The 16899-nt window shown below is 63.4% G+C and carries 17 protein-coding genes, 1 tRNA gene and 1 pseudogene; 14 read left to right on the forward strand and 5 right to left on the reverse strand.

What is annotated here, in order from left to right:
• Positions 1–68: 68 nt before the first annotated feature.
• The 8 genes from atpE (at position 69) to AC1Q9M_RS18730 (ending at position 6689) form a co-directional block, all read left to right on the forward strand.
• Positions 69–314: a F0F1 ATP synthase subunit C gene (gene atpE, locus AC1Q9M_RS18695; protein WP_009519254.1), complete on the forward strand. Its 246-nt coding sequence runs from the start codon at positions 69–71 to the stop codon at positions 312–314.
• A 125-nt stretch (positions 315–439) separates the two neighbouring features.
• Positions 440–910 carry a F0F1 ATP synthase subunit B gene (locus tag AC1Q9M_RS18700; RefSeq protein ID WP_382163119.1) on the forward strand — a complete coding sequence of 157 codons (471 nt, stop codon included), beginning with the start codon at positions 440–442 and terminating at the stop codon, positions 908–910.
• Positions 911–950: 40 nt separating this feature from the next.
• Entirely contained in the window at positions 951–1481 is a 531-nt protein-coding gene (locus AC1Q9M_RS18705) for a F0F1 ATP synthase subunit delta (RefSeq protein ID WP_291114483.1), read from the forward strand.
• A gap of 54 nt (positions 1482–1535) precedes the next feature.
• Positions 1536–3098 (forward strand): F0F1 ATP synthase subunit alpha, encoded by a 1563-nt coding sequence (gene atpA, locus AC1Q9M_RS18710; RefSeq protein WP_492435015.1) that lies wholly within the window; start codon positions 1536–1538, stop codon positions 3096–3098.
• Positions 3099–3128: 30 nt separating this feature from the next.
• Complete coding sequence (atpG, locus tag AC1Q9M_RS18715) at positions 3129–3995, forward strand: F0F1 ATP synthase subunit gamma (RefSeq protein WP_291114477.1); 867 nt, start codon at positions 3129–3131, stop codon at positions 3993–3995.
• Positions 3996–4039: 44 nt separating this feature from the next.
• Positions 4040–5446 (forward strand): F0F1 ATP synthase subunit beta, encoded by a 1407-nt coding sequence (gene atpD / locus AC1Q9M_RS18720; protein WP_444687988.1) that lies wholly within the window; start codon positions 4040–4042, stop codon positions 5444–5446.
• Between the two features lie 122 nt (positions 5447–5568).
• Positions 5569–5985 (forward strand): F0F1 ATP synthase subunit epsilon, encoded by a 417-nt coding sequence (locus AC1Q9M_RS18725; protein WP_291114471.1) that lies wholly within the window; start codon positions 5569–5571, stop codon positions 5983–5985.
• Between the two features lie 158 nt (positions 5986–6143).
• On the forward strand, positions 6144–6689 hold the full coding sequence (locus AC1Q9M_RS18730; RefSeq protein WP_291114468.1) for a cyclic nucleotide-binding domain-containing protein: 546 nt from the start codon (positions 6144–6146) through the stop codon (positions 6687–6689).
• Between the two features lie 15 nt (positions 6690–6704).
• Here AC1Q9M_RS18730 and AC1Q9M_RS18735 read toward each other — a convergent pair whose 3' ends face one another.
• The 3 genes from AC1Q9M_RS18735 to AC1Q9M_RS18745 are packed head-to-tail and all read right to left on the reverse strand — an operon-like array spanning position 6705 to position 8773.
• The gene (locus AC1Q9M_RS18735; protein WP_492435018.1) at positions 6705–7232 is read right to left on the reverse strand and encodes a TPM domain-containing protein; all 528 of its coding nucleotides are present in this window, start codon (positions 7230–7232) and stop codon (positions 6705–6707) included.
• A 12-nt stretch (positions 7233–7244) separates the two neighbouring features.
• Positions 7245–8168: a TPM domain-containing protein gene (locus tag AC1Q9M_RS18740; protein ID WP_492435020.1), complete on the reverse strand. Its 924-nt coding sequence runs from the start codon at positions 8166–8168 to the stop codon at positions 7245–7247.
• Positions 8165–8773: a LemA family protein gene (locus AC1Q9M_RS18745; protein ID WP_382163105.1), complete on the reverse strand. Its 609-nt coding sequence runs from the start codon at positions 8771–8773 to the stop codon at positions 8165–8167. Before AC1Q9M_RS18745 ends, AC1Q9M_RS18740 begins: the two co-directional genes overlap by 4 nt.
• A gap of 91 nt (positions 8774–8864) precedes the next feature.
• Between AC1Q9M_RS18745 and AC1Q9M_RS18750 the strand changes: the two genes are divergently transcribed.
• From AC1Q9M_RS18750 to AC1Q9M_RS18760, 3 genes are read left to right on the forward strand one after another with little or no spacing between them, the layout of a single operon-like run.
• Entirely contained in the window at positions 8865–9302 is a 438-nt protein-coding gene (locus AC1Q9M_RS18750; protein WP_291114456.1) for a YybH family protein, read from the forward strand.
• Positions 9299–10297, forward strand: coding sequence for a YheT family hydrolase (locus AC1Q9M_RS18755; RefSeq protein WP_492435023.1), 999 nt, complete (start codon positions 9299–9301; stop codon positions 10295–10297). Before AC1Q9M_RS18750 ends, AC1Q9M_RS18755 begins: the two co-directional genes overlap by 4 nt.
• 11 nt (positions 10298–10308) lie before the next feature.
• Positions 10309–10836 (forward strand): DUF2946 family protein, encoded by a 528-nt coding sequence (locus tag AC1Q9M_RS18760; RefSeq protein WP_492435024.1) that lies wholly within the window; start codon positions 10309–10311, stop codon positions 10834–10836.
• A 67-nt stretch (positions 10837–10903) separates the two neighbouring features.
• Here the strand turns inward: AC1Q9M_RS18760 and AC1Q9M_RS18765 are convergent, their stop codons facing one another.
• The gene (locus tag AC1Q9M_RS18765; RefSeq protein WP_492435026.1) at positions 10904–11776 is read right to left on the reverse strand and encodes a c-type cytochrome; all 873 of its coding nucleotides are present in this window, start codon (positions 11774–11776) and stop codon (positions 10904–10906) included.
• Positions 11777–12014: 238 nt separating this feature from the next.
• On the opposite strand from AC1Q9M_RS18765, the gene AC1Q9M_RS18770 reads away from it, so the two are divergent.
• From AC1Q9M_RS18770 to AC1Q9M_RS18780, 3 genes and pseudogenes are all read left to right on the forward strand, one after another.
• Positions 12015–12090, forward strand: a tRNA-Arg gene (locus AC1Q9M_RS18770).
• Between the two features lie 80 nt (positions 12091–12170).
• Positions 12171–12329 (forward strand): annotated as a pseudogene (locus AC1Q9M_RS18775) (DUF6538 domain-containing protein); the annotation flags it as partial.
• 51 nt (positions 12330–12380) lie between these two features.
• On the forward strand, positions 12381–14189 hold the full coding sequence (locus AC1Q9M_RS18780) for a site-specific integrase (RefSeq protein WP_492435398.1): 1809 nt from the start codon (positions 12381–12383) through the stop codon (positions 14187–14189).
• A 1559-nt stretch (positions 14190–15748) separates the two neighbouring features.
• Here AC1Q9M_RS18780 and AC1Q9M_RS18785 read toward each other — a convergent pair.
• The gene (locus tag AC1Q9M_RS18785) at positions 15749–16051 is read right to left on the reverse strand and encodes a helix-turn-helix domain-containing protein (RefSeq protein WP_492435028.1); all 303 of its coding nucleotides are present in this window, start codon (positions 16049–16051) and stop codon (positions 15749–15751) included.
• Between the last annotated feature and the right edge of the window lie 848 nt (positions 16052–16899).

A 16899-nucleotide genomic window follows, 5' to 3' on the forward strand; every position in this document is an offset into this window, starting at 1 on the left:
TCTAGGTCGCATTCGGTTTCTCTCGTTTCTTTCCTTTCTCAACAAACTTCCACTTCATAGGAGTCATCATGGAAAACGTTCTGGGTCTTGTCGCACTGGCTTGCGGTCTCATCGTCGGTCTGGGCGCCATCGGCGCATCCATCGGCATCGCGCTGATGGGCGGCAAATTCCTCGAATCGTCGGCCCGTCAGCCCGAGCTGATGAACGACCTGCAGACCAAGATGTTCATTCTGGCCGGTCTGATCGACGCTGCCTTCCTGATCGGCGTGGCCATCGCCCTGCTGTTCGCTTTCGCGAACCCGTTCACGCTGTAAATCGGCTCGCTGCCCCGCGCGGGCTGGTGTTGCGGTGACGGCCTTCCATCCCGTCGCCACCATCCGCCACCCGTGTCGGCAGTCGGTGCGTCACCCCTCTTGTCAACACACAGAAAGGCGTTGCGATGAACATCAATGCAACCCTCTTTGCGCAGGCCATCGTCTTCGCGATTCTGGTGTGGTTCACGATGAAATTCGTGTGGCCACCCATCGCCAAGGCGCTCGATGAGCGTGCGTTGAAGATTTCCGAAGGCCTGGCCGCTTCCGAAAAAGCCAAGACCGAACTGGCCGTGGCCAACAAGCGGGTGGAAGAAGAGTTGAGCAAATCGCGCAACGAATCCGCCACCCGCCTGGCCGACGCCGAGCGACGTGCCCAGACCGTGATCGAAGAAGCCAAGGCCCGTGCCACCGAAGAGGCTTCGAAGATCGTGGCGGCCGCCCGCCAGGACGCCGATCAGCAGGTCGTCAAGGCCCGCGAAGCCCTGCGCGAGCAGGTGGCTGCCTTGGCCGTCAAGGGTGCCGAGCAGATTCTCAAGCGCGAAATCAATGCCGGCGTTCACGCCGAATTGCTGGGCCGCCTGAAGACCGAGCTCTGATCCGAGCCTGACGCCACCGACCGGCATTCAAAGGACCACCATGGCAGAAATCGCCACCATTGCCCGCCCCTATGCGGAAGCGCTGTTCAAGGCCGCAGGCCCTGACGCGGCTGGCGCCGCGGCCTGGCTCGACGAGCTGGCTGCCCTGGCCGCCAATGAACAGCTGCGTCAGTTCGCCGACAGCCCCAAGACCGAACCCGATCAGGTGCTTTCGCTCATGACCGGCCTGCTCAAGAGCAGCCTGCCCGCCATCGGCCAGAACTTCCTGCGCACCGTGATCGAGAACGGCCGCATCGAGGCCCTGCCCGAGATCGCCGCCCAGTTCCGCGCGTTGAAGAACGCGCAGCTGGGGGCGTACGACGCGGTGGTCCACAGCGCCTTCGAGGTGGACAGCGCCACGCTGGCCGAGCTCTCCGGGGTGCTGGAAAAGCGCTTTGGACGCAAGCTCAACCTCCAGGTGAAACTGCAGCCCGATCTGATCGGCGGCATTCGCGTGGTGGTGGGCGACGAGGTGCTCGACACCTCGGTCAAAGCCCGCCTGGAACAAATGAAGATTGCCCTGACGGCCTGACGGCTGTTTTTCCGGGCGCGCCTGCACACCATTTAACGAAAGAAGGAAAGAGTCATGCAACTCAATCCCGCCGAAATCTCCGAACTGATCAAGTCCCGCATCGAGGGTCTGGGCGCATCCAGCGATGTGCGCAACCAGGGCACTGTGGTCTCGGTCACCGACGGTATCGTCCGTGTCCACGGCCTGTCCGACGTGATGCAGGGCGAAATGCTGGAATTCCCGGCCAACAAGGATGGCGTGCCTTCCTTCGGCCTGGCGCTGAACCTCGAGCGCGACTCCGTCGGCGCCGTGATTCTGGGCGAGTACGAGCACATTTCCGAAGGCGACACCGTGAAGTGCACGGGCCGCATCCTGGAAGTGCCGGTCGGTCCCGAGCTCGTTGGCCGCGTGGTCAACGCCCTGGGCCAGCCGATCGACGGCAAGGGTCCGGTCAACGCCAAGATGACCGACGTGATCGAGAAGGTCGCCCCGGGCGTGATCGCCCGCAAATCGGTGGACCAGCCGGTGCAGACCGGCCTGAAGTCGATCGACTCCATGGTGCCCGTCGGCCGTGGCCAGCGCGAGCTGATCATCGGTGACCGCCAGACCGGCAAGACCGCCGTGGCGATCGACGCGATCATCAACCAGAAGGGTCAGAACATGACCTGCGTCTACGTCGCGATCGGCCAGAAGGCCTCGTCGATCAAGAACGTGGTGCGTGCCCTGGAGCAGGCTGGCGCGATGGACTACACCATCGTCGTGGCCGCTTCGGCTTCCGAATCCGCTGCCATGCAGTACCTGTCGGCCTACTCCGGCTGCACCATGGGCGAATACTTCCGCGACCGTGGCCAGGACGCGCTGATCGTTTATGACGATCTGTCCAAGCAGGCCGTGGCCTACCGCCAGGTCTCGCTGCTGCTGCGCCGCCCACCAGGCCGCGAAGCCTACCCCGGCGACGTGTTCTACCTCCACAGCCGTCTGCTCGAACGCGCAGCCCGCGTGAACGCCGACTACGTCGAAGCCTTCACCAAGGGTGAAGTCAAGGGCAAGACCGGTTCGCTGACCGCACTGCCCATCATCGAAACGCAGGCCGGCGACGTGTCCGCTTTCGTGCCGACCAACGTGATCTCGATCACCGACGGCCAGATCTTCCTGGAAACCAGCCTGTTCAACGCCGGTATCCGCCCCGCCATCAACGCCGGTATCTCGGTGTCGCGCGTCGGTGGTGCTGCCCAGACGGACCTGATCAAGAAGCAGTCCGGCGGCATCCGTACCGACTTGGCCCAGTACCGTGAACTGGCTGCGTTCGCGCAGTTCGCTTCCGACCTGGACGAAGCCACCCGCAAGCAGCTCGACCGCGGTGCCCGCGTGACCGAACTGCTGAAGCAGGCCCAATACGCGCCGCTGTCCATCAGCCTGATGGCCGCCTCGCTGTTCGCTGTGAACAAGGGCTATCTGGACGACATCGACGTCAAGAAGGTGCTGTCGTTCGAAGCCAGCCTGCACGCCTTCCTGAAGGACAAGCACGCCGCCCTGCTGCAGAAGATGGAAGGCGGCAAGGCGCTGGACAAGGACAAAGAAGCCGAAGCCCAGCTCGCCGCCGCGGTTGCCGATTTCAAGAAGACCGGCACGTACTGATCCGCCCCATTGACCAGCTAAGGAGCCCCAATGGCAGCAGGTAAGGAAATACGCGGCAAGATCAAATCGGTGGAGAACACCAAGAAGATCACCAAAGCCATGGAAATGGTCGCCGCCTCCAAGATGCGCAAGGCGCAGGAGCGCATGCGCTCCGCGCGTCCCTACGCCGAGAAGGTGCGCCAGATCGCTGGCAACCTGAGCCGGGCCAACCCGGAGTACACGCACCCGTTCATGCAGACCAACGACGCCAAGACCGCCGGTTTTGTCGTGGTCACGACCGACAAGGGTCTGTGCGGTGGTCTCAACACCAACGTGTTGCGTGCGGTGACGACCCAGCTCAAGGAACTGCAGGCCCAGGGCGTGAGCGCCGAGGCCGTGGCCATCGGCAACAAGGGCCTGGGCTTCCTCAACCGCATCGGTGCCAAGGTGGTGTCCAGCGTGACCGGGCTGGGCGACACGCCTCACCTGGAAAAGCTGATCGGCCCCGTCAAGGTGCTGCTCGATGCGTACACCGAAGGTCGCATCAACGCGGTCTACCTGTCGTACACCAAATTCATCAACACGATGAAGCAGGAATCGGTGATCGAGCAACTGCTGCCGCTCAATGCAGGCACCTTGCAGGACAACGCCGGTGGCCGCGACTGGGACTACATCTACGAACCCGATGCAGCCACCGTCATCGACGAACTGCTGCTGCGCTACGTGGAAGCCCAGGTGTACCAGGCGGTCGCCGAGAACATGGCGTCCGAGCAATCCGCCCGCATGGTGGCCATGAAGGCCGCCACCGACAACGCCGGCAGCGTCATCGGTGAACTCAAGCTGGTCTACAACAAGACCCGTCAGGCCGCGATCACGAAAGAACTTTCGGAAATCGTCGCCGGTGCCGCCGCGGTCTGAAGCAGCCGCCCAACCGAATCCAGAGAAAACAGAAGGTATCCATCATGTCTCAAGTACAAGGCAAGATCGTCCAGTGCATCGGCGCCGTCGTGGACGTGGAATTTCCGCGCAACCAGATGCCGCGCGTTTACGACGCGCTGAAAATGGAAGGCTCCACCCTGACGCTGGAAGTCCAGCAGCAGCTGGGCGACGGCGTGGTGCGCACCATTGCGCTGGGCTCGTCCGACGGCCTGCGCCGCGGCATGGTGGTGTCCAACACCGCCAACCCCATCATGGTCCCGGTCGGCAAGGCCACCCTGGGCCGCATCATGGACGTGCTGGGTGCGCCTATCGACGAGCGTGGCCCGGTCGATCAGACCCTGACGGCTTCGATCCACCGCAAGGCTCCCGCCTACGACGAACTGTCCCCCTCGCAGGAACTGCTGGAAACCGGCATCAAGGTGATCGATCTGGTCTGCCCGTTCGCAAAGGGCGGCAAGGTGGGTCTGTTCGGTGGTGCCGGTGTGGGCAAGACCGTGAACATGATGGAACTCATCAACAACATCGCCAAGGCCCACAGCGGTCTGTCGGTGTTCGCTGGTGTGGGTGAGCGCACCCGCGAAGGCAACGACTTCTATCACGAGATGGCCGACTCCGGCGTCGTGAACCTCGAGAAGCTCGAGGACTCGAAAGTGGCCATGGTCTACGGCCAGATGAACGAGCCGCCGGGCAACCGTCTGCGCGTGGCCCTGACCGGCCTGACCATCGCCGAGTCGTTCCGCGACGAAGGCCGTGACGTGCTGTTCTTCGTGGACAACATCTACCGCTACACCCTGGCCGGTACCGAAGTGTCCGCCCTGCTGGGCCGCATGCCTTCCGCCGTGGGCTACCAGCCGACGCTGGCCGAAGAAATGGGCCGTCTGCAAGAGCGCATCACCTCCACCAAGGTCGGCTCGATCACCTCCATCCAGGCCGTGTACGTGCCTGCCGATGACTTGACCGACCCGTCGCCCGCCACCACCTTCGCCCACTTGGATTCCACCGTGGTGCTGAGCCGTGACATCGCCGCGCTGGGCATCTACCCCGCCGTGGACCCGCTGGACTCCACCAGCCGCCAGCTCGATCCGCTGGTGGTGGGCCAGGACCACTACGAAACCGCCCGCGCCGTGCAAGGCACGCTGCAGCGCTACAAGGAACTGCGCGACATCATCGCCATCCTGGGCATGGACGAACTGGCGCCGGAAGACAAGCTGGCCGTGGCCCGCGCCCGCAAGATCCAGCGTTTCCTGTCGCAGCCCTTCCACGTCGCTGAAGTGTTCACCGGCTCGCCCGGCAAGTACGTGCCGCTGGCCGAAACCATCCGTGGTTTCAAGATGATCACCGCCGGTGAATGCGACCACCTGCCCGAGCAGTCGTTCTATATGGTCGGCACGATCGACGAAGCCTTCGAAAAGGCCAAAAAGGTGGCGTAAAGCGGCGCCCCGGGGCGTCTGGCGTTGTTGCCGTGCTCGCCGTACCTTGGTACGGCTCCGCGCGGCGCCTAGCCAGCCACCCCGCTGCTTGCTTTCCACTCACCTTTTTTATTGGAGTAACTATGAGCACCATCCGCGTCGATGTGGTCAGCGCCGAAGAATCCATCTTCTCCGGCGAAGCCAAGTTCGTGGCGCTGCCGGGCGAGGCCGGTGAGCTGGGCATCCTGCCCGGCCACATTCCGCTGATCACCCGCATCAAGCCCGGCGCCGTGCGCATCGAGAAGGCCGATGGCGGTGAAGAATTCGTGTTCGTGGCCGGTGGCATTCTGGAAGTGCAACCGCACCACATCACCGTGTTGTCCGACACCGCGATCCGTGGCCACGACCTCGATGAGGCCAAGGCGACCGAAGCGCGCCGGCAGGCCGAAGAGGCCGTGAAGAACGCCAAGAGCGATCTCGATCTGGCCAAGGCCACGTCGGAACTCGCGGTCATGGCCGCGCAGATCGCCGCTCTGCGCAAATACCGCCAAAAGAAATAAGCGACGACTTCGTGTCGTTTATCAAAGAAGGACCGGCCTCGTGCCGGTCTTTTTGTTGGCTTTTGCGGCGAGCCGTGTGACAGTCCGCATACCATCTCGGACAAGACAAGAACACGTTGGGAGCATCGCCGATGTCATCCATTTTTGAGAGCCCCGACATGGCCCCGGAAGAGGTGGCAGCCCGTTTGCTGGTCACCTCGTCGGCGCTGGCCGACCTCACCCTGAGCGATGCGTTGAAAGTGGTGGGCTACATGCGGCCCAAGCTCATCAAGGCGGGCGCGGTCATCATCCAGGAGGGGGAGGTCAAGCAGACCGACTACATGCTGCTGGTGCTGGAAGGCGACATCGCGGTCGAGAACGAGTTGCCCGGCCTGCATGAGAGCATGGTGGTGAACATCATGGGCCCCGGCCACCTGATCGGGGAAATGGGCGTGCTCGATGGCGCGCCGCGCTCGGCCACCTGCACCGCCAACACCGACATCGCGGCGGCCGTGCTCTCGCGCACGGCCTTGATGCGCCTGCTCAAGGATGACCCGAGGTTGGGCGCCCGCTTGCTGCTGGCGATCTCCAAGCGCATGGCCGATCGACTGCGCGAGACCACGCGCAAACTCAAGACCTTTGCCCAGATGAACAAGGCGCTGCAGCAGGAGTTGAATGTGGCGCTCAACAACGGCCGCACCGCGCAGGACAAGCGGCGCGGCTGAGTCCGCCGGCGCTCTTCAGCGGCGCACGACGCCGTCGGCCAGCTCGTTGCGCCGGGTGGTGCCGGCGTCGGCCGGGAAGTGCAGCACCAGCAGGGCGGACACTTCTTCCAGGGCCTGCGTGAGCCCATCCTCGAACGCCCCCTCGCGCAGGCGCGCGCCCAGACGGTCCACGATGGCCTGCCATTCGGCCGGCGCGACGCGTTGCGCCAGCGCCCGGTCGGCCACGAACTCGATGGCGTGCTCGGCCAGCAGCAGGTAGATCAACACACCGTTGTTGTGCTCGGTGTCCCAGATGCGCAGGCGGCCGAACCAGGTCAGCGCGCGCTCGCGCACCACGGTGGACAGCGGGGTGCTGGCATTGATGCGCCAGAGGTAGCTCAGGGGCAGGGCGGCTTCGACGCACAGCCGCACCTCGCCGCTGTGCCGGCCTTCGCTGGCGGCCACGCGCCGCGCCAGGCGCTCGGCCATGTCGTCGGGCACCGCGCGCGCGGTGTCCGAGGCGTCCAGCCAACGGTGCTTCAGGATGCGGGCGAGTTTGTTCATGGCCTGTTGCCCTCACCAGCCGCCGGAAGCGCCGCCGCCGCCGAAATTGCCGCCACCGCCCGAGCTGAAACCACCACCGCCAAAACCCCCTCCGCGTCCTCCGCCCCCACCTCCGAAGCCGCCACCGCCCCAGCCGCCGCCACGCCCGCCGCGGCTGGAGCCTCCCGAAGTGGGTGCCGGCAGGAACTGCAGGAACAGCGCGGCCAGCATGCCGAGCAGGCCGGCGCCGATGGCCACCCAGACCACGGCGGTCAGCACCCAGGCCAGGCCACCGGCACCGATGCCCGTGAACACCGTGCCCAGCTTGTTGCCGAAGATGCCGCGCAGCACGGCCGAGAACATGGGCACGGCAAAGACCAGGAACACCAGCACCTCCATGCCGTCGAAATCGTCGAGGCCGGCGCCATCGCGCGTGGCCTGTTCCGCGGGCAGGGGCAGGTTCTCACCCCGGATGCGCGCCAGGATCTGATCGACCCCGGCCTCGATGCCGGCGGCGTAGTTGCCGATGCGGAACGCGGGCGTCACCGCGCCGTCGATGATGCGCTTGGCCATCAGGTCGGGAATCGCGCCTTCCAGCGCCTTCGCGGTGGCGATGCGCAGGCGCCGGTCGTCCTTGGCGATCACGAACAGCACGCCGTCGCCCACATCGCGCCGCCCGATCTTCCAGGCGTCGCCCAGGCGCTGCGTGTAATCGGCGATGTCTTCGGGTGCGGTGGTGGCCACCATCACCACCACCACCTGCGAGCCGTTCGTCTTTTCAAAGGCCGCGAGCTTGGCTTCGATGGCGGCGAGGCTCGCCACATCGAGCGTGCCCGTCTGGTCGATCACGCGCGCGCGCAATTCGGGGATGGGCTGCAGGCCTTGAGCCAGCACCCAGGTGGGGAAGAACCAAAGCCCCAGGGTGGCCAGCAGCCACCGGGCCAGGCGCAGCGTCATGGCTTCTTGAAGTCCACCGTGGGTGGTGTCGAGATCGCGGCCTCGTTGGCGACCTGGAAGTTGGCCTTGGGGCTGTAGCCGAAGACCATCGCGGTGAGGTTGGTGGGGAAGCTGCGCGCGAGCACGTTGTACTCCTGCACGGTCTGGATGTAGCGGTTGCGCGCCACGGTGATGCGGTTCTCGGTGCCTTCGAGCTGCACGCGCAGGTCGCTGAAGCCCTGGTTGGCCTTGAGGTTGGGGTACTGCTCCACCACCACCATCAGGCGGCTGAGCGCGCTGCCCAGTTCGCCTTGCGCGGCCTGAAACTGCTGCATCGCCGCCGGGTTGTTCAAGGTCTCGGGCGTGACCTGGATCGACGTGGCCTTGGCGCGGGCCTCGATCACGCGGGTGAGCGTTTCCTGCTCGAAGTTGGCCTCGCCCTTGACGGTGGCGACGATGTTGGGGATCAGGTCGGCTCGGCGCTGGTATTGGTTGAGCACCTCCGACCAAGCCGACTGGCTCTGTTCGTCCAGGCGCTGGAAGTCGTTGTACCCGCAGCCCGTGAGGCTGGTGGCGAGCAACAGGGCGGCGGCCCAGGTGGACAGGCGTCGAATGGATGTGCGCATAAAACCTCCGCTGGATGAGATCAGGTCGATCAGCGGGAATATACCCGGGGGTGCACCCGGGCAACCGGGCACTGGCGGCAAAATAGCCCACATGCGAAAACCCAAACTGCCCCCCGGTTCGGCGGACGACACGGAGGCGGCCTTCTACGACGCGCTGCAACACGCCGACATCGAGCGCCTCATGGCCTGCTGGGCGGACGAGGACGACATCGTGTGTGTGCATCCGGGTGGTCCCCGGCTCGTGGGGCACGCCGCGGTGCGCGCCGCGTTCGAGACCATGTTCGCCAGTGGCAGCGTGCAGGCCCAGCCCGAGAAGGTGCGCCGGCTCGATGCCGGTGGCTGCAGCGTGCACAGCGTGGTCGAGCGCGTGGCCGTGATGACGGACGATGGCATGCAACACGCCTGGGTGGTGGCCACCAACGTCTATGCCAAGACCGCCCAGGGCTGGCGCATGGTCGCGCACCACGCCAGCCCCGGCTCACGCACCGAGCCGCTCGAGGCCTTCACCACCCAGCCGGTGCTGCATTGAAGTCCGACCGCTTTTCCTACCGCGCGCCGTGGTGGTTGCCCGGAGGCAACCCGCAGACGGTGTGGGCCGCGCTGGCCAGCCGCCGCCATTTCGGACCACCGCCGCGCTGGAAGCGCAGCCGATGGAAGACGCCCGATGGCGACTTCATCGACGTGGACCAGGCCTTGCACAGCAGCGCGCCGGAGGCGCCCCTGCTGGTGCTGTTCCATGGGCTGGAGGGTTCTTCCGCGAGCCAGTACGCCGTGGCCTTCGCCGATTTCGCCGCCGCCCACGGCGTGGCCTACGCGGTGCCCCACTTCCGGGGATGCTCGGGCGAACTCAATCAGGCGCCACGCGCCTACCACTCGGGTGACTTCCAGGAGATCGACTGGATCCTGCGCCGTTTTGCCGAGGAACACCCGGGCCGGCCGCTGATCGCCGTGGGCGTGTCGCTGGGTGGCAATGCGCTGATGCGCTGGGCCGGTGAGATGGGCTCGGAAGCGACCTCCTGCGTGCGCGCCATCGCGTCGGTGTGTTCCCCGCTGGACCTGGCCGCGGGCGGCCACGCCATTGGGCGCGGCTTCAACCGCGTGGTCTACACCCGCATGTTCATGCGCTCCATGGTGCCCAAGGCGCTCGGCAAGCTGGAGCAGCACCCTGGCCTGTTCGACCGGCAGAAGCTGCTGGCCGCGCGCGACCTCTACGAGTTCGACAACCTCTTCACCGCGCCCCTGCACGGCTTCAAGGACACGACCGACTACTGGGCGCGTGCCTCGGCCAAGCCGGTGCTTCACAGCATCCGCGTGCCCGCGCTCGCGCTCAATGCGCGCAACGACCCCTTCGTGCCCGCCGAGTCCCTGCCGACCCAGCAGGACGCGGGCCATCACGTCACCCTGTGGCAGCCCGAGCAGGGCGGCCATGTGGGCTTTCCGGTCTCGCACGGACCCCTTGGCCTTCCCGGGCATGTGCGCGCGATGCCCGAGGCCGTGGGAAACTGGCTGCTCGCCCACCTTTGAGGAGCCTCGCCATGGACGACATCGTCAAGGCCGCGATGGCCAAGTGGCCCAATGTGCCGCACTGTTATGGCTGGCTGGGCCTGGATGCCCGCGGCAACTGGTACATGCGCGACGACCGCACGCAGGCGCAAGGGCCTTTTCCCGCCAGCAAGGGCTCGCTGCTCAAGCACGACAAGCTCATCGAGTTCATTCACCGCAACTACGCGGCCGACGCGCAAGGCCAGTGGTACTTCCAGAACGGGCCGCAGCGTGTGTACGTCGAACTCGAAGCCACGCCGTGGATCTGGCGCCTGCAGCCCGAGGGTGGTGTGTTGTCCCACACCGGCCTGCCGGCGCGCGTGCAGGAAAGCCTGCTGGACGAATTGGGCCGGCTGTACCTGGTGACCGATCTGGGTGTCGGGCTGGTGCACAGCGCCGACATGAACCTGGCCGCCGACGCGGTCGAAGCCGGCCGCTGGCGCCCGGCCGAGGTGCGCGCCGATGCGCTGCCAGCGCGGTTCGGCTTCATTCCCCATCCCCAGGCGCTACAAGCCGCCTGAGGGCGGCCGCGCGCGGGCACAAAAAAGCCGGCACGGGGCCGGCTTTTTGGGGGGAAGGGGACGCGCCTTACTTCACCGCGTTCAGCATGTACTGCACGGCGGCCTTGATGTCGGCCTCCGCGGCGGCGCCTGCGCCGCCCTTGGGAGGCATCGCACCCTTGCCCTTGATGACCGTGGCGGTCAGGGTGTCCAAGCCAGCGCCCACGCGGGGTGCCCAGGCGGCCTTGTCGCCGAACTTCGGTGCACCGGCCACGCCGGCCACGTGGCACACGGCGCAAGCCTGCTTGTACAGGGCCTCACCGGCGCCAGCGGCCACGGTGGCCGAGGCGGCAGGTGCGGGCGCAGCGGCAGCGGGCGCCGGAGCCGCTGCGGCCACGGCAGGAGCGGGGGCAGGCGTTGCAGCGGCCGGCGCAGCGGCCGCGGGGGCTGCTCCAGCGGCGGGTGCCGGTGCCTGGGGTTCGGGGAACTTGCCGCCAGCGGCGTTGGCCAGGTGCACCACGGCGCGGCCGATCTCGGCGTCGCGGAAGGCGCCGCCGCCTTGCGCGCCCATGGCGCCCTTGCCCTTGAGGGCGGAGGTCAGCAGGGCTTCATAGCCGGTGGCGATGCGGGGGCCCCAGGCGGCGGCGTCGCCGAACTTGGGCGCACCGGCCAGGCCCGCCGCATGGCAGGCCGCGCACTGGGCGGTGTACACCGACTCGCCGGAAGCCAGCGGGCGGTTGGCGTCGCGCAGCTCCACCGTGCCCACGCGCTGGATGCGCTGGGCAACGGCTTGCTCCATGTCCACCGCGCCGGCCGCCGGCTTGTTGGCCGAGACCACGTAGTACACCAGGCCGATGATGATGAAGATGGGCGCGACGAACGCAAAGAAGGCCGTCCACATCAACTGGGTTGGCGTCTTGATGGGACCGGTATGGTGTTCTTCGTGCGCGTGGTCGCTCATGATGTCCTCAGGGGGTGGCGAAGCAAGGCCTGTTCGGGTGTGGGGCGTGCCCGTGTCAGGCCGGGCAAACAGCCTTGGATTATAGCCAAGCCCCCTTGGCACCCACCGGGCGCCGCCCCCTCGGCTGATAGAATCGCTGGCGTTGCGGCTGTAGCTCAGTGGATAGAGTATTGGCCTCCGAAGGTTGTCGTCATGGCAGCTGGCAGCAACGAAACGAGTATTGGTCTTTTTACAGCATGCGGCTGTAGCTCAGTGGATAGAGTATCGGCCTCCGAAGCCGAGGGTCGTGGGTTCGATCCCCGCCAGCCGCACCAAGTCTCAACAAGTCCTTGATCGAGCAGGACTTTCCCGGCTAGAACGCCCCTGCAGCACCACCCTAGAGCAAAGGGCGGATATGCAGAACCTTGAACGGCGTACCAGCGGGGTCTACGTCGCACGACTTACAGTTCCCATGCGGCTTCGCACAGTCGTGGGCGCGAGCGTATTTGTGGCGAGTACGGGAAGCCGTAATCTCGCGGTTGCCAAGGTGCTCGCAGCCGAGCAGATCGCGCGCTGGCGGCGTCACCTGTTTGACCTTGACCGGCTCAGCCTATTGGGACCCTCGATGACCCCCGAGAACATCCTCAAGATCGCCGACGGCCACCCGCTTCTGGTGGCCGGTGGTTACCTTCCCATCACGCAGGCCGCAACCGTCGTCGGGCTGACATCCCAGGACCTGCTGCGCCAGGCGGCCGACGGTCAACTTGCACTCTACTGCCGCCTGCAGGGCGAGATGGGCTATGTGACACCCTCGTGGTCGTTCGAGCCAGATGACCCCGAACTTGGGACGGTGCTGGTGCCGAGAACACGTCACCGACCCGCCGGATCAAGAGCTCACCGTGCGTACGGCATGTACCGGATTTCGCGCAACGAGACGGACGCCGTGGCCAACTTGCTGCTGACCAAAGGCTCTGCCTCGATCTTGGCGTTTGACGAGCAGGCTCTAGGTGCCGACGAGCTCGTTTTTGTCCCCGAGGTCATCTTCGAACTCAACGAGCAGCTTGTCGAGGTGTCCGCGGTCGAGGTGGATGTGTTGCGCAGAAGAATGGCCGATGCCATCTCTCCTGCTGCGCTGGAGGCAGCCCGCCAGACGCTTCAGAGTGGGACAACACAAGCATCCGCAAGTCCGAAGGCGTCGCTTCCTCTTTCTCAAGCCATTGAGGAGTACTGCCGGGCGCATCTACCGCAGTCGATCAGCTCTCCCAAGGAGGTCGTGCGAATCCGCAACGGGCTCCTGTTGCTTGTCGAGTTCGAGGGCGATTTGCCGATCCTGCAGTTCAGTGCGGATATCTTGCGCAGCTTTCGCGACACGCATCTTGCCCTGATGCCCGCGAAGGAAAACCAGGTGCGCCAGAAGTTCGGCACGAAAACCATGGCCGACTCCATGCGTGTCATCGAAGACACGGACTGGCCGCGCATGTCGGCGAGCGAGCGTGACCTTCGTATGCAGTGGCTCTATCGTATGTTCCGATGGTTTCATGCGCAGAAATGGATCCCTGACGATCCTTGCACCGGGTTGAGGGGTGAATCCGTCCTGACCAAGGTCGAGCGAAAGCAGGCAGCCGTTGTTCGCAAGGAGCGGACGGCGTTCAGCGAAGAGGAGATCGCCAGGATTTTTGCCGCACCGGTCTTTCAGGCTGGAGCATGGAAGGCCACTCAAGCAGGAACATTCCGGACTTTCCAGCCGTTCCACTACTGGCTCCCTCTGCTGGGACTCTTCACGGGTGCGCGCATAGGTGAGTTGTGCCAACTCTACCTGGATGATGTGCGCTGCGAAGACGACGCGTGGTTCATCGATATCAATCAACGCACTGTAGACAAGAGTCTGAAAAACACTTGGTCTGCACGGAAAGTGCCTTTGCACCCTAGGCTTGTGGAGCTGGGTTTCATCCGCTGGTGTGATCAGCTCCGCAGCGACGGATACAAACGCGTTTTCCCAGAACTCTCATGGAACCCGACCAACCGCTACGCGAAAGAGCCCATACGAGCCATGTCGCAGTTCCTCGAGAAGCTGGGATTGCCGCGCGACGGGACTAAGGTTTTTCACTCGTTCAGGCACGGCGTAAACGATCAACTGCAGAAGCGCTCCTCCATGCCTGACATCATGAGGAAACGGATGATGGGGCACGAGCCGGGCGAAGGTGTGAACGAGCGCCACTACCTGACTGACCCCAAGCCGAAGGACATGCTGCAATTCATCGGCGAATTGGGTGCAGGATTGCCAGAACTGAGTCCCTTTGATCCAGCTGTCGGTGCTGCTGCGGTTCGGGATGCCTTGCGCCGCAAAAACGGAGGGCGAGGCGCCGAGGAGACCTTGGGTGCGGTAGCGGCATCGTTGGCACTTCTGCTACTACCTCTCCGGCACGAAACTTGAATTCACGATAGTTATTCAAATGCGACGCCAGCAAGGGCGCTCCTGTCCCCTCGCGTGCGCTTGAGTGCCTACTAGGTCTCCAAGTACAGCCGGAGCGAGGTTTTCGCAATTATTTATTCGCAGGCGAAGTGTAGTAGGTGGTGGTTTGAGCTTTTGCTTGGTGCGTTGCAGCAGCTATTGACGAAGCCTGATGTGACAAGGGACCACCGCGCCGAATGCATTCTGGGAGTCCGTCGTATATAGGTATGAACCGCCCTCTCAGGGCATCCACTAGGGAGCACATCATGAGTAGACCCAGTCGCGGCAGACCTCCTGAGAGGACCTCGCAGGACGATGTCCCTGAGAGCTTTTGGCGATCAGTTTCTTACATCGACACAGTCGAGATCGTGCTGATGGAGCGTATGGACGATGAGGAGTTCAAGAGATTCTGGGCGTCCCGCCTTGGCGAGCCACAACAGCACGATCCGCGATACCGCGTTCGAAAGATTTGGACGACGGATGTTTTCTACTTTTTTAAAGTCGTTCTGCACCAGCCTAGCGGGGCCGAGTTGCTTGTGCTGAGCGACATGGAAGCCCAGGGCACATGCAAGCTGACTAGGGTGCACGTTGCGCTGGACCTACATACACGTGATGGCTGCTCGCCCGACGAGCTCCGGCGACACATTGAATCGCGCCTTGTGCCTACTACACGCGCAAGGCATTTCGTGCGAGGTCGCTATGACAGGGAAAAGAGGAGATCAGTCGACCGCCGAGGAGAGACCACTTACTACTTTAGACCCGTACCTGCTGGTGTTGAGATCGCTCTTTACTCTGATCGACATTCAAAAGCGGGGTTTGGATGGCAGTGCTGTCACCTTGAGTTTCGTATCAAGGGCGCAAAAGCGCTCGAGGTGTCAGGGCTTTCGACCCTTGGCAACGTGTACTCCCTTGATCACAGGAAGTTCTGGGACTCAAAGTTAGAGTTTTGGCGCCCACCTACTGCCGCAGCATTGGCCCGATGCAGCAACGGTGCAGCTCGATCACGAACACAAGAGTCTCTGGGCGATGACAGAAATCAAAGACATGCGCACGCAATGATCAGGCTTGCTACGCATCATCACTTGGGGTTGCTGAACGCTTACCAACTGCTTCTAGAGCTGCATAAGTGCGTGCATAAGTACCACCCGCGCCCGCTACGCATGTTTCAGAAGGTTGACCATACATGGGCACTTCCGTCGCCTCGGAACTACATGTGGCCTGTCCGAACTCGCATTCTTGCAGGGTATGAGTAGTAGACGATGAGCCAGTTAATTGTGCTCATGTAGCCAAAACACGCAGTGAGCAGGATAGAGCTAATGCAGACTAAGACGCAGGTCTGAATTCCAGTAGTGCGTAGCTGCTCGGTAGTGAAAATGGCAATGCGCGGGAGAACTCCATGAGGACGTGAAATCGCTTGGGCGTCGATTCGATCTGGAGAAGGGCTGGAAACGAAAACCTAGAAGCCTTGGCGATTGCGAACATGCCGAGTGAGGGCTCTTCTCCGCGATTCACCAAGTGGCAGTGGTCGCGGTCGAGGCGGACTACGGAATCCGTCTACGAGACCCTTGGCGGCCGCTAAGTGCGGTGGATAAAACGTCTATAGCCGCGGCCGGTTCTAAGCCAAGCGCGCGAGTCCACTCCACGTACTCAAGGACGTCCAGTCGCCTTTCAGGTCTCTCAACCTTTGCAACAAACGACTGCGGCTTCCCGAGCGCGGCCGCTAAGTCGGCTTGAGTGATTCCAGCGCTTTTACGCTGCTCACGTAGCCATCGCATGTGGCGCTCGTAGGCAAGGAAGTGGATTGTTTTCAAGGCATCGCAACGCAAGTAAGCCTTGATGCTCATCCCATCTCAGGATAATCCCAAAACAGGATTTTCTAGGTAAAATGGGCCCAGCAGTCGCTGGGTAGACGGCTTCTGGCGTCTCGTCTTATGGCCAGACCATTAACTGTGATGAAGTGAGAAATTCGCCCAAGAAAATCCCAAAACAGGATTTTGGTTTGGGGCTGTAGACAGAGAATAGAAGAGAGGCGTATGAAGAAGTCCTATGTTGTTCAGCTCATTCTTACCCTCTTCCTGGGCCCGTTGGGACTGTTCTACTCCAGTACCCCCGCTGCTCTCGGATTTCTTCTGACAAGCATCGTGCTTGTCCCGCTAAGCATGGGACTCGCAGTTCTACTGATCTGGCCCATTTGCATATTGGTAGGTTTTGCACAAGTTGCTAAGCACAACGGAAGAGTGGCACTGGACCAGGAGCGCCATGAGCAGCTACTCAAGGCTGTCCGTGCAAAGCAGAGTCCATAGCAATGTGAGCAAGGGTGACCCGTCCCCGTGTTTGGACCCGGCTGGCTACAGAGAGGACCGGCATAGTTACCCTTGCCGCAATGTCGATCGCGTCAAGCCCCTTCCCCGCCTGCCCGCAGAGCGTCGAGCACCGCGGACCAATAGCGAGATGTAGCCGTCTAGGATTCAGCTCCCAGGAGCCTGGTGAGGCGGCGTTGGCGATTATCAAAGCGATCGATTTTTAATCATGCGTGACATCGAACTTGTAAGACCGCTGGAGTCCTTGGAGAGCCGCGGCTTCTCGCAGCCAGGCTGAAGCCGTCTTCGATTTTCGAACTGCGACTTTGCAGGGCGGATTCAACCGGGCGAACCCACATCGTCTCCTTCCATCCATCTCACGGTCATATGTG

It is taken from the genome of Hydrogenophaga sp. GW823-FHT04C09 (genome assembly GCF_058796355.1).

Excerpts from the sequence above, each read along its gene's own strand:
- atpE (WP_009519254.1), top strand. The coding sequence starts at position 69 with ATGGAAAACGTTCTGGGTCTTGTCGCACTGGCTTGCGGTCTCATCGTC.
- AC1Q9M_RS18760 (WP_492435024.1), top strand. The coding sequence starts at position 10,309 with ATGGACGACATCGTCAAGGCCGCGATGGCCAAGTGGCCCAATGTGCCG.
- AC1Q9M_RS18745 (WP_382163105.1), bottom strand. The coding sequence starts at position 8,773 with ATGCGCACATCCATTCGACGCCTGTCCACCTGGGCCGCCGCCCTGTTG.
- AC1Q9M_RS18765 (WP_492435026.1), bottom strand. The coding sequence starts at position 11,776 with ATGAGCGACCACGCGCACGAAGAACACCATACCGGTCCCATCAAGACG.
- AC1Q9M_RS18785 (WP_492435028.1), bottom strand. The coding sequence starts at position 16,051 with ATGAGCATCAAGGCTTACTTGCGTTGCGATGCCTTGAAAACAATCCAC.
- AC1Q9M_RS18780 (WP_492435398.1), top strand. The coding sequence starts at position 12,381 with ATGACCCCCGAGAACATCCTCAAGATCGCCGACGGCCACCCGCTTCTG.
- AC1Q9M_RS18700 (WP_382163119.1), top strand. The coding sequence starts at position 440 with ATGAACATCAATGCAACCCTCTTTGCGCAGGCCATCGTCTTCGCGATT.
- AC1Q9M_RS18740 (WP_492435020.1), bottom strand. The coding sequence starts at position 8,168 with ATGACGCTGCGCCTGGCCCGGTGGCTGCTGGCCACCCTGGGGCTTTGG.
- atpA (WP_492435015.1), top strand. The coding sequence starts at position 1,536 with ATGCAACTCAATCCCGCCGAAATCTCCGAACTGATCAAGTCCCGCATC.
- atpD (WP_444687988.1), top strand. The coding sequence starts at position 4,040 with ATGTCTCAAGTACAAGGCAAGATCGTCCAGTGCATCGGCGCCGTCGTG.
- AC1Q9M_RS18750 (WP_291114456.1), top strand. The coding sequence starts at position 8,865 with ATGCGAAAACCCAAACTGCCCCCCGGTTCGGCGGACGACACGGAGGCG.
- AC1Q9M_RS18725 (WP_291114471.1), top strand. The coding sequence starts at position 5,569 with ATGAGCACCATCCGCGTCGATGTGGTCAGCGCCGAAGAATCCATCTTC.
- AC1Q9M_RS18705 (WP_291114483.1), top strand. The coding sequence starts at position 951 with ATGGCAGAAATCGCCACCATTGCCCGCCCCTATGCGGAAGCGCTGTTC.
- AC1Q9M_RS18735 (WP_492435018.1), bottom strand. The coding sequence starts at position 7,232 with ATGAACAAACTCGCCCGCATCCTGAAGCACCGTTGGCTGGACGCCTCG.
- atpG (WP_291114477.1), top strand. The coding sequence starts at position 3,129 with ATGGCAGCAGGTAAGGAAATACGCGGCAAGATCAAATCGGTGGAGAAC.
- AC1Q9M_RS18730 (WP_291114468.1), top strand. The coding sequence starts at position 6,144 with ATGGCCCCGGAAGAGGTGGCAGCCCGTTTGCTGGTCACCTCGTCGGCG.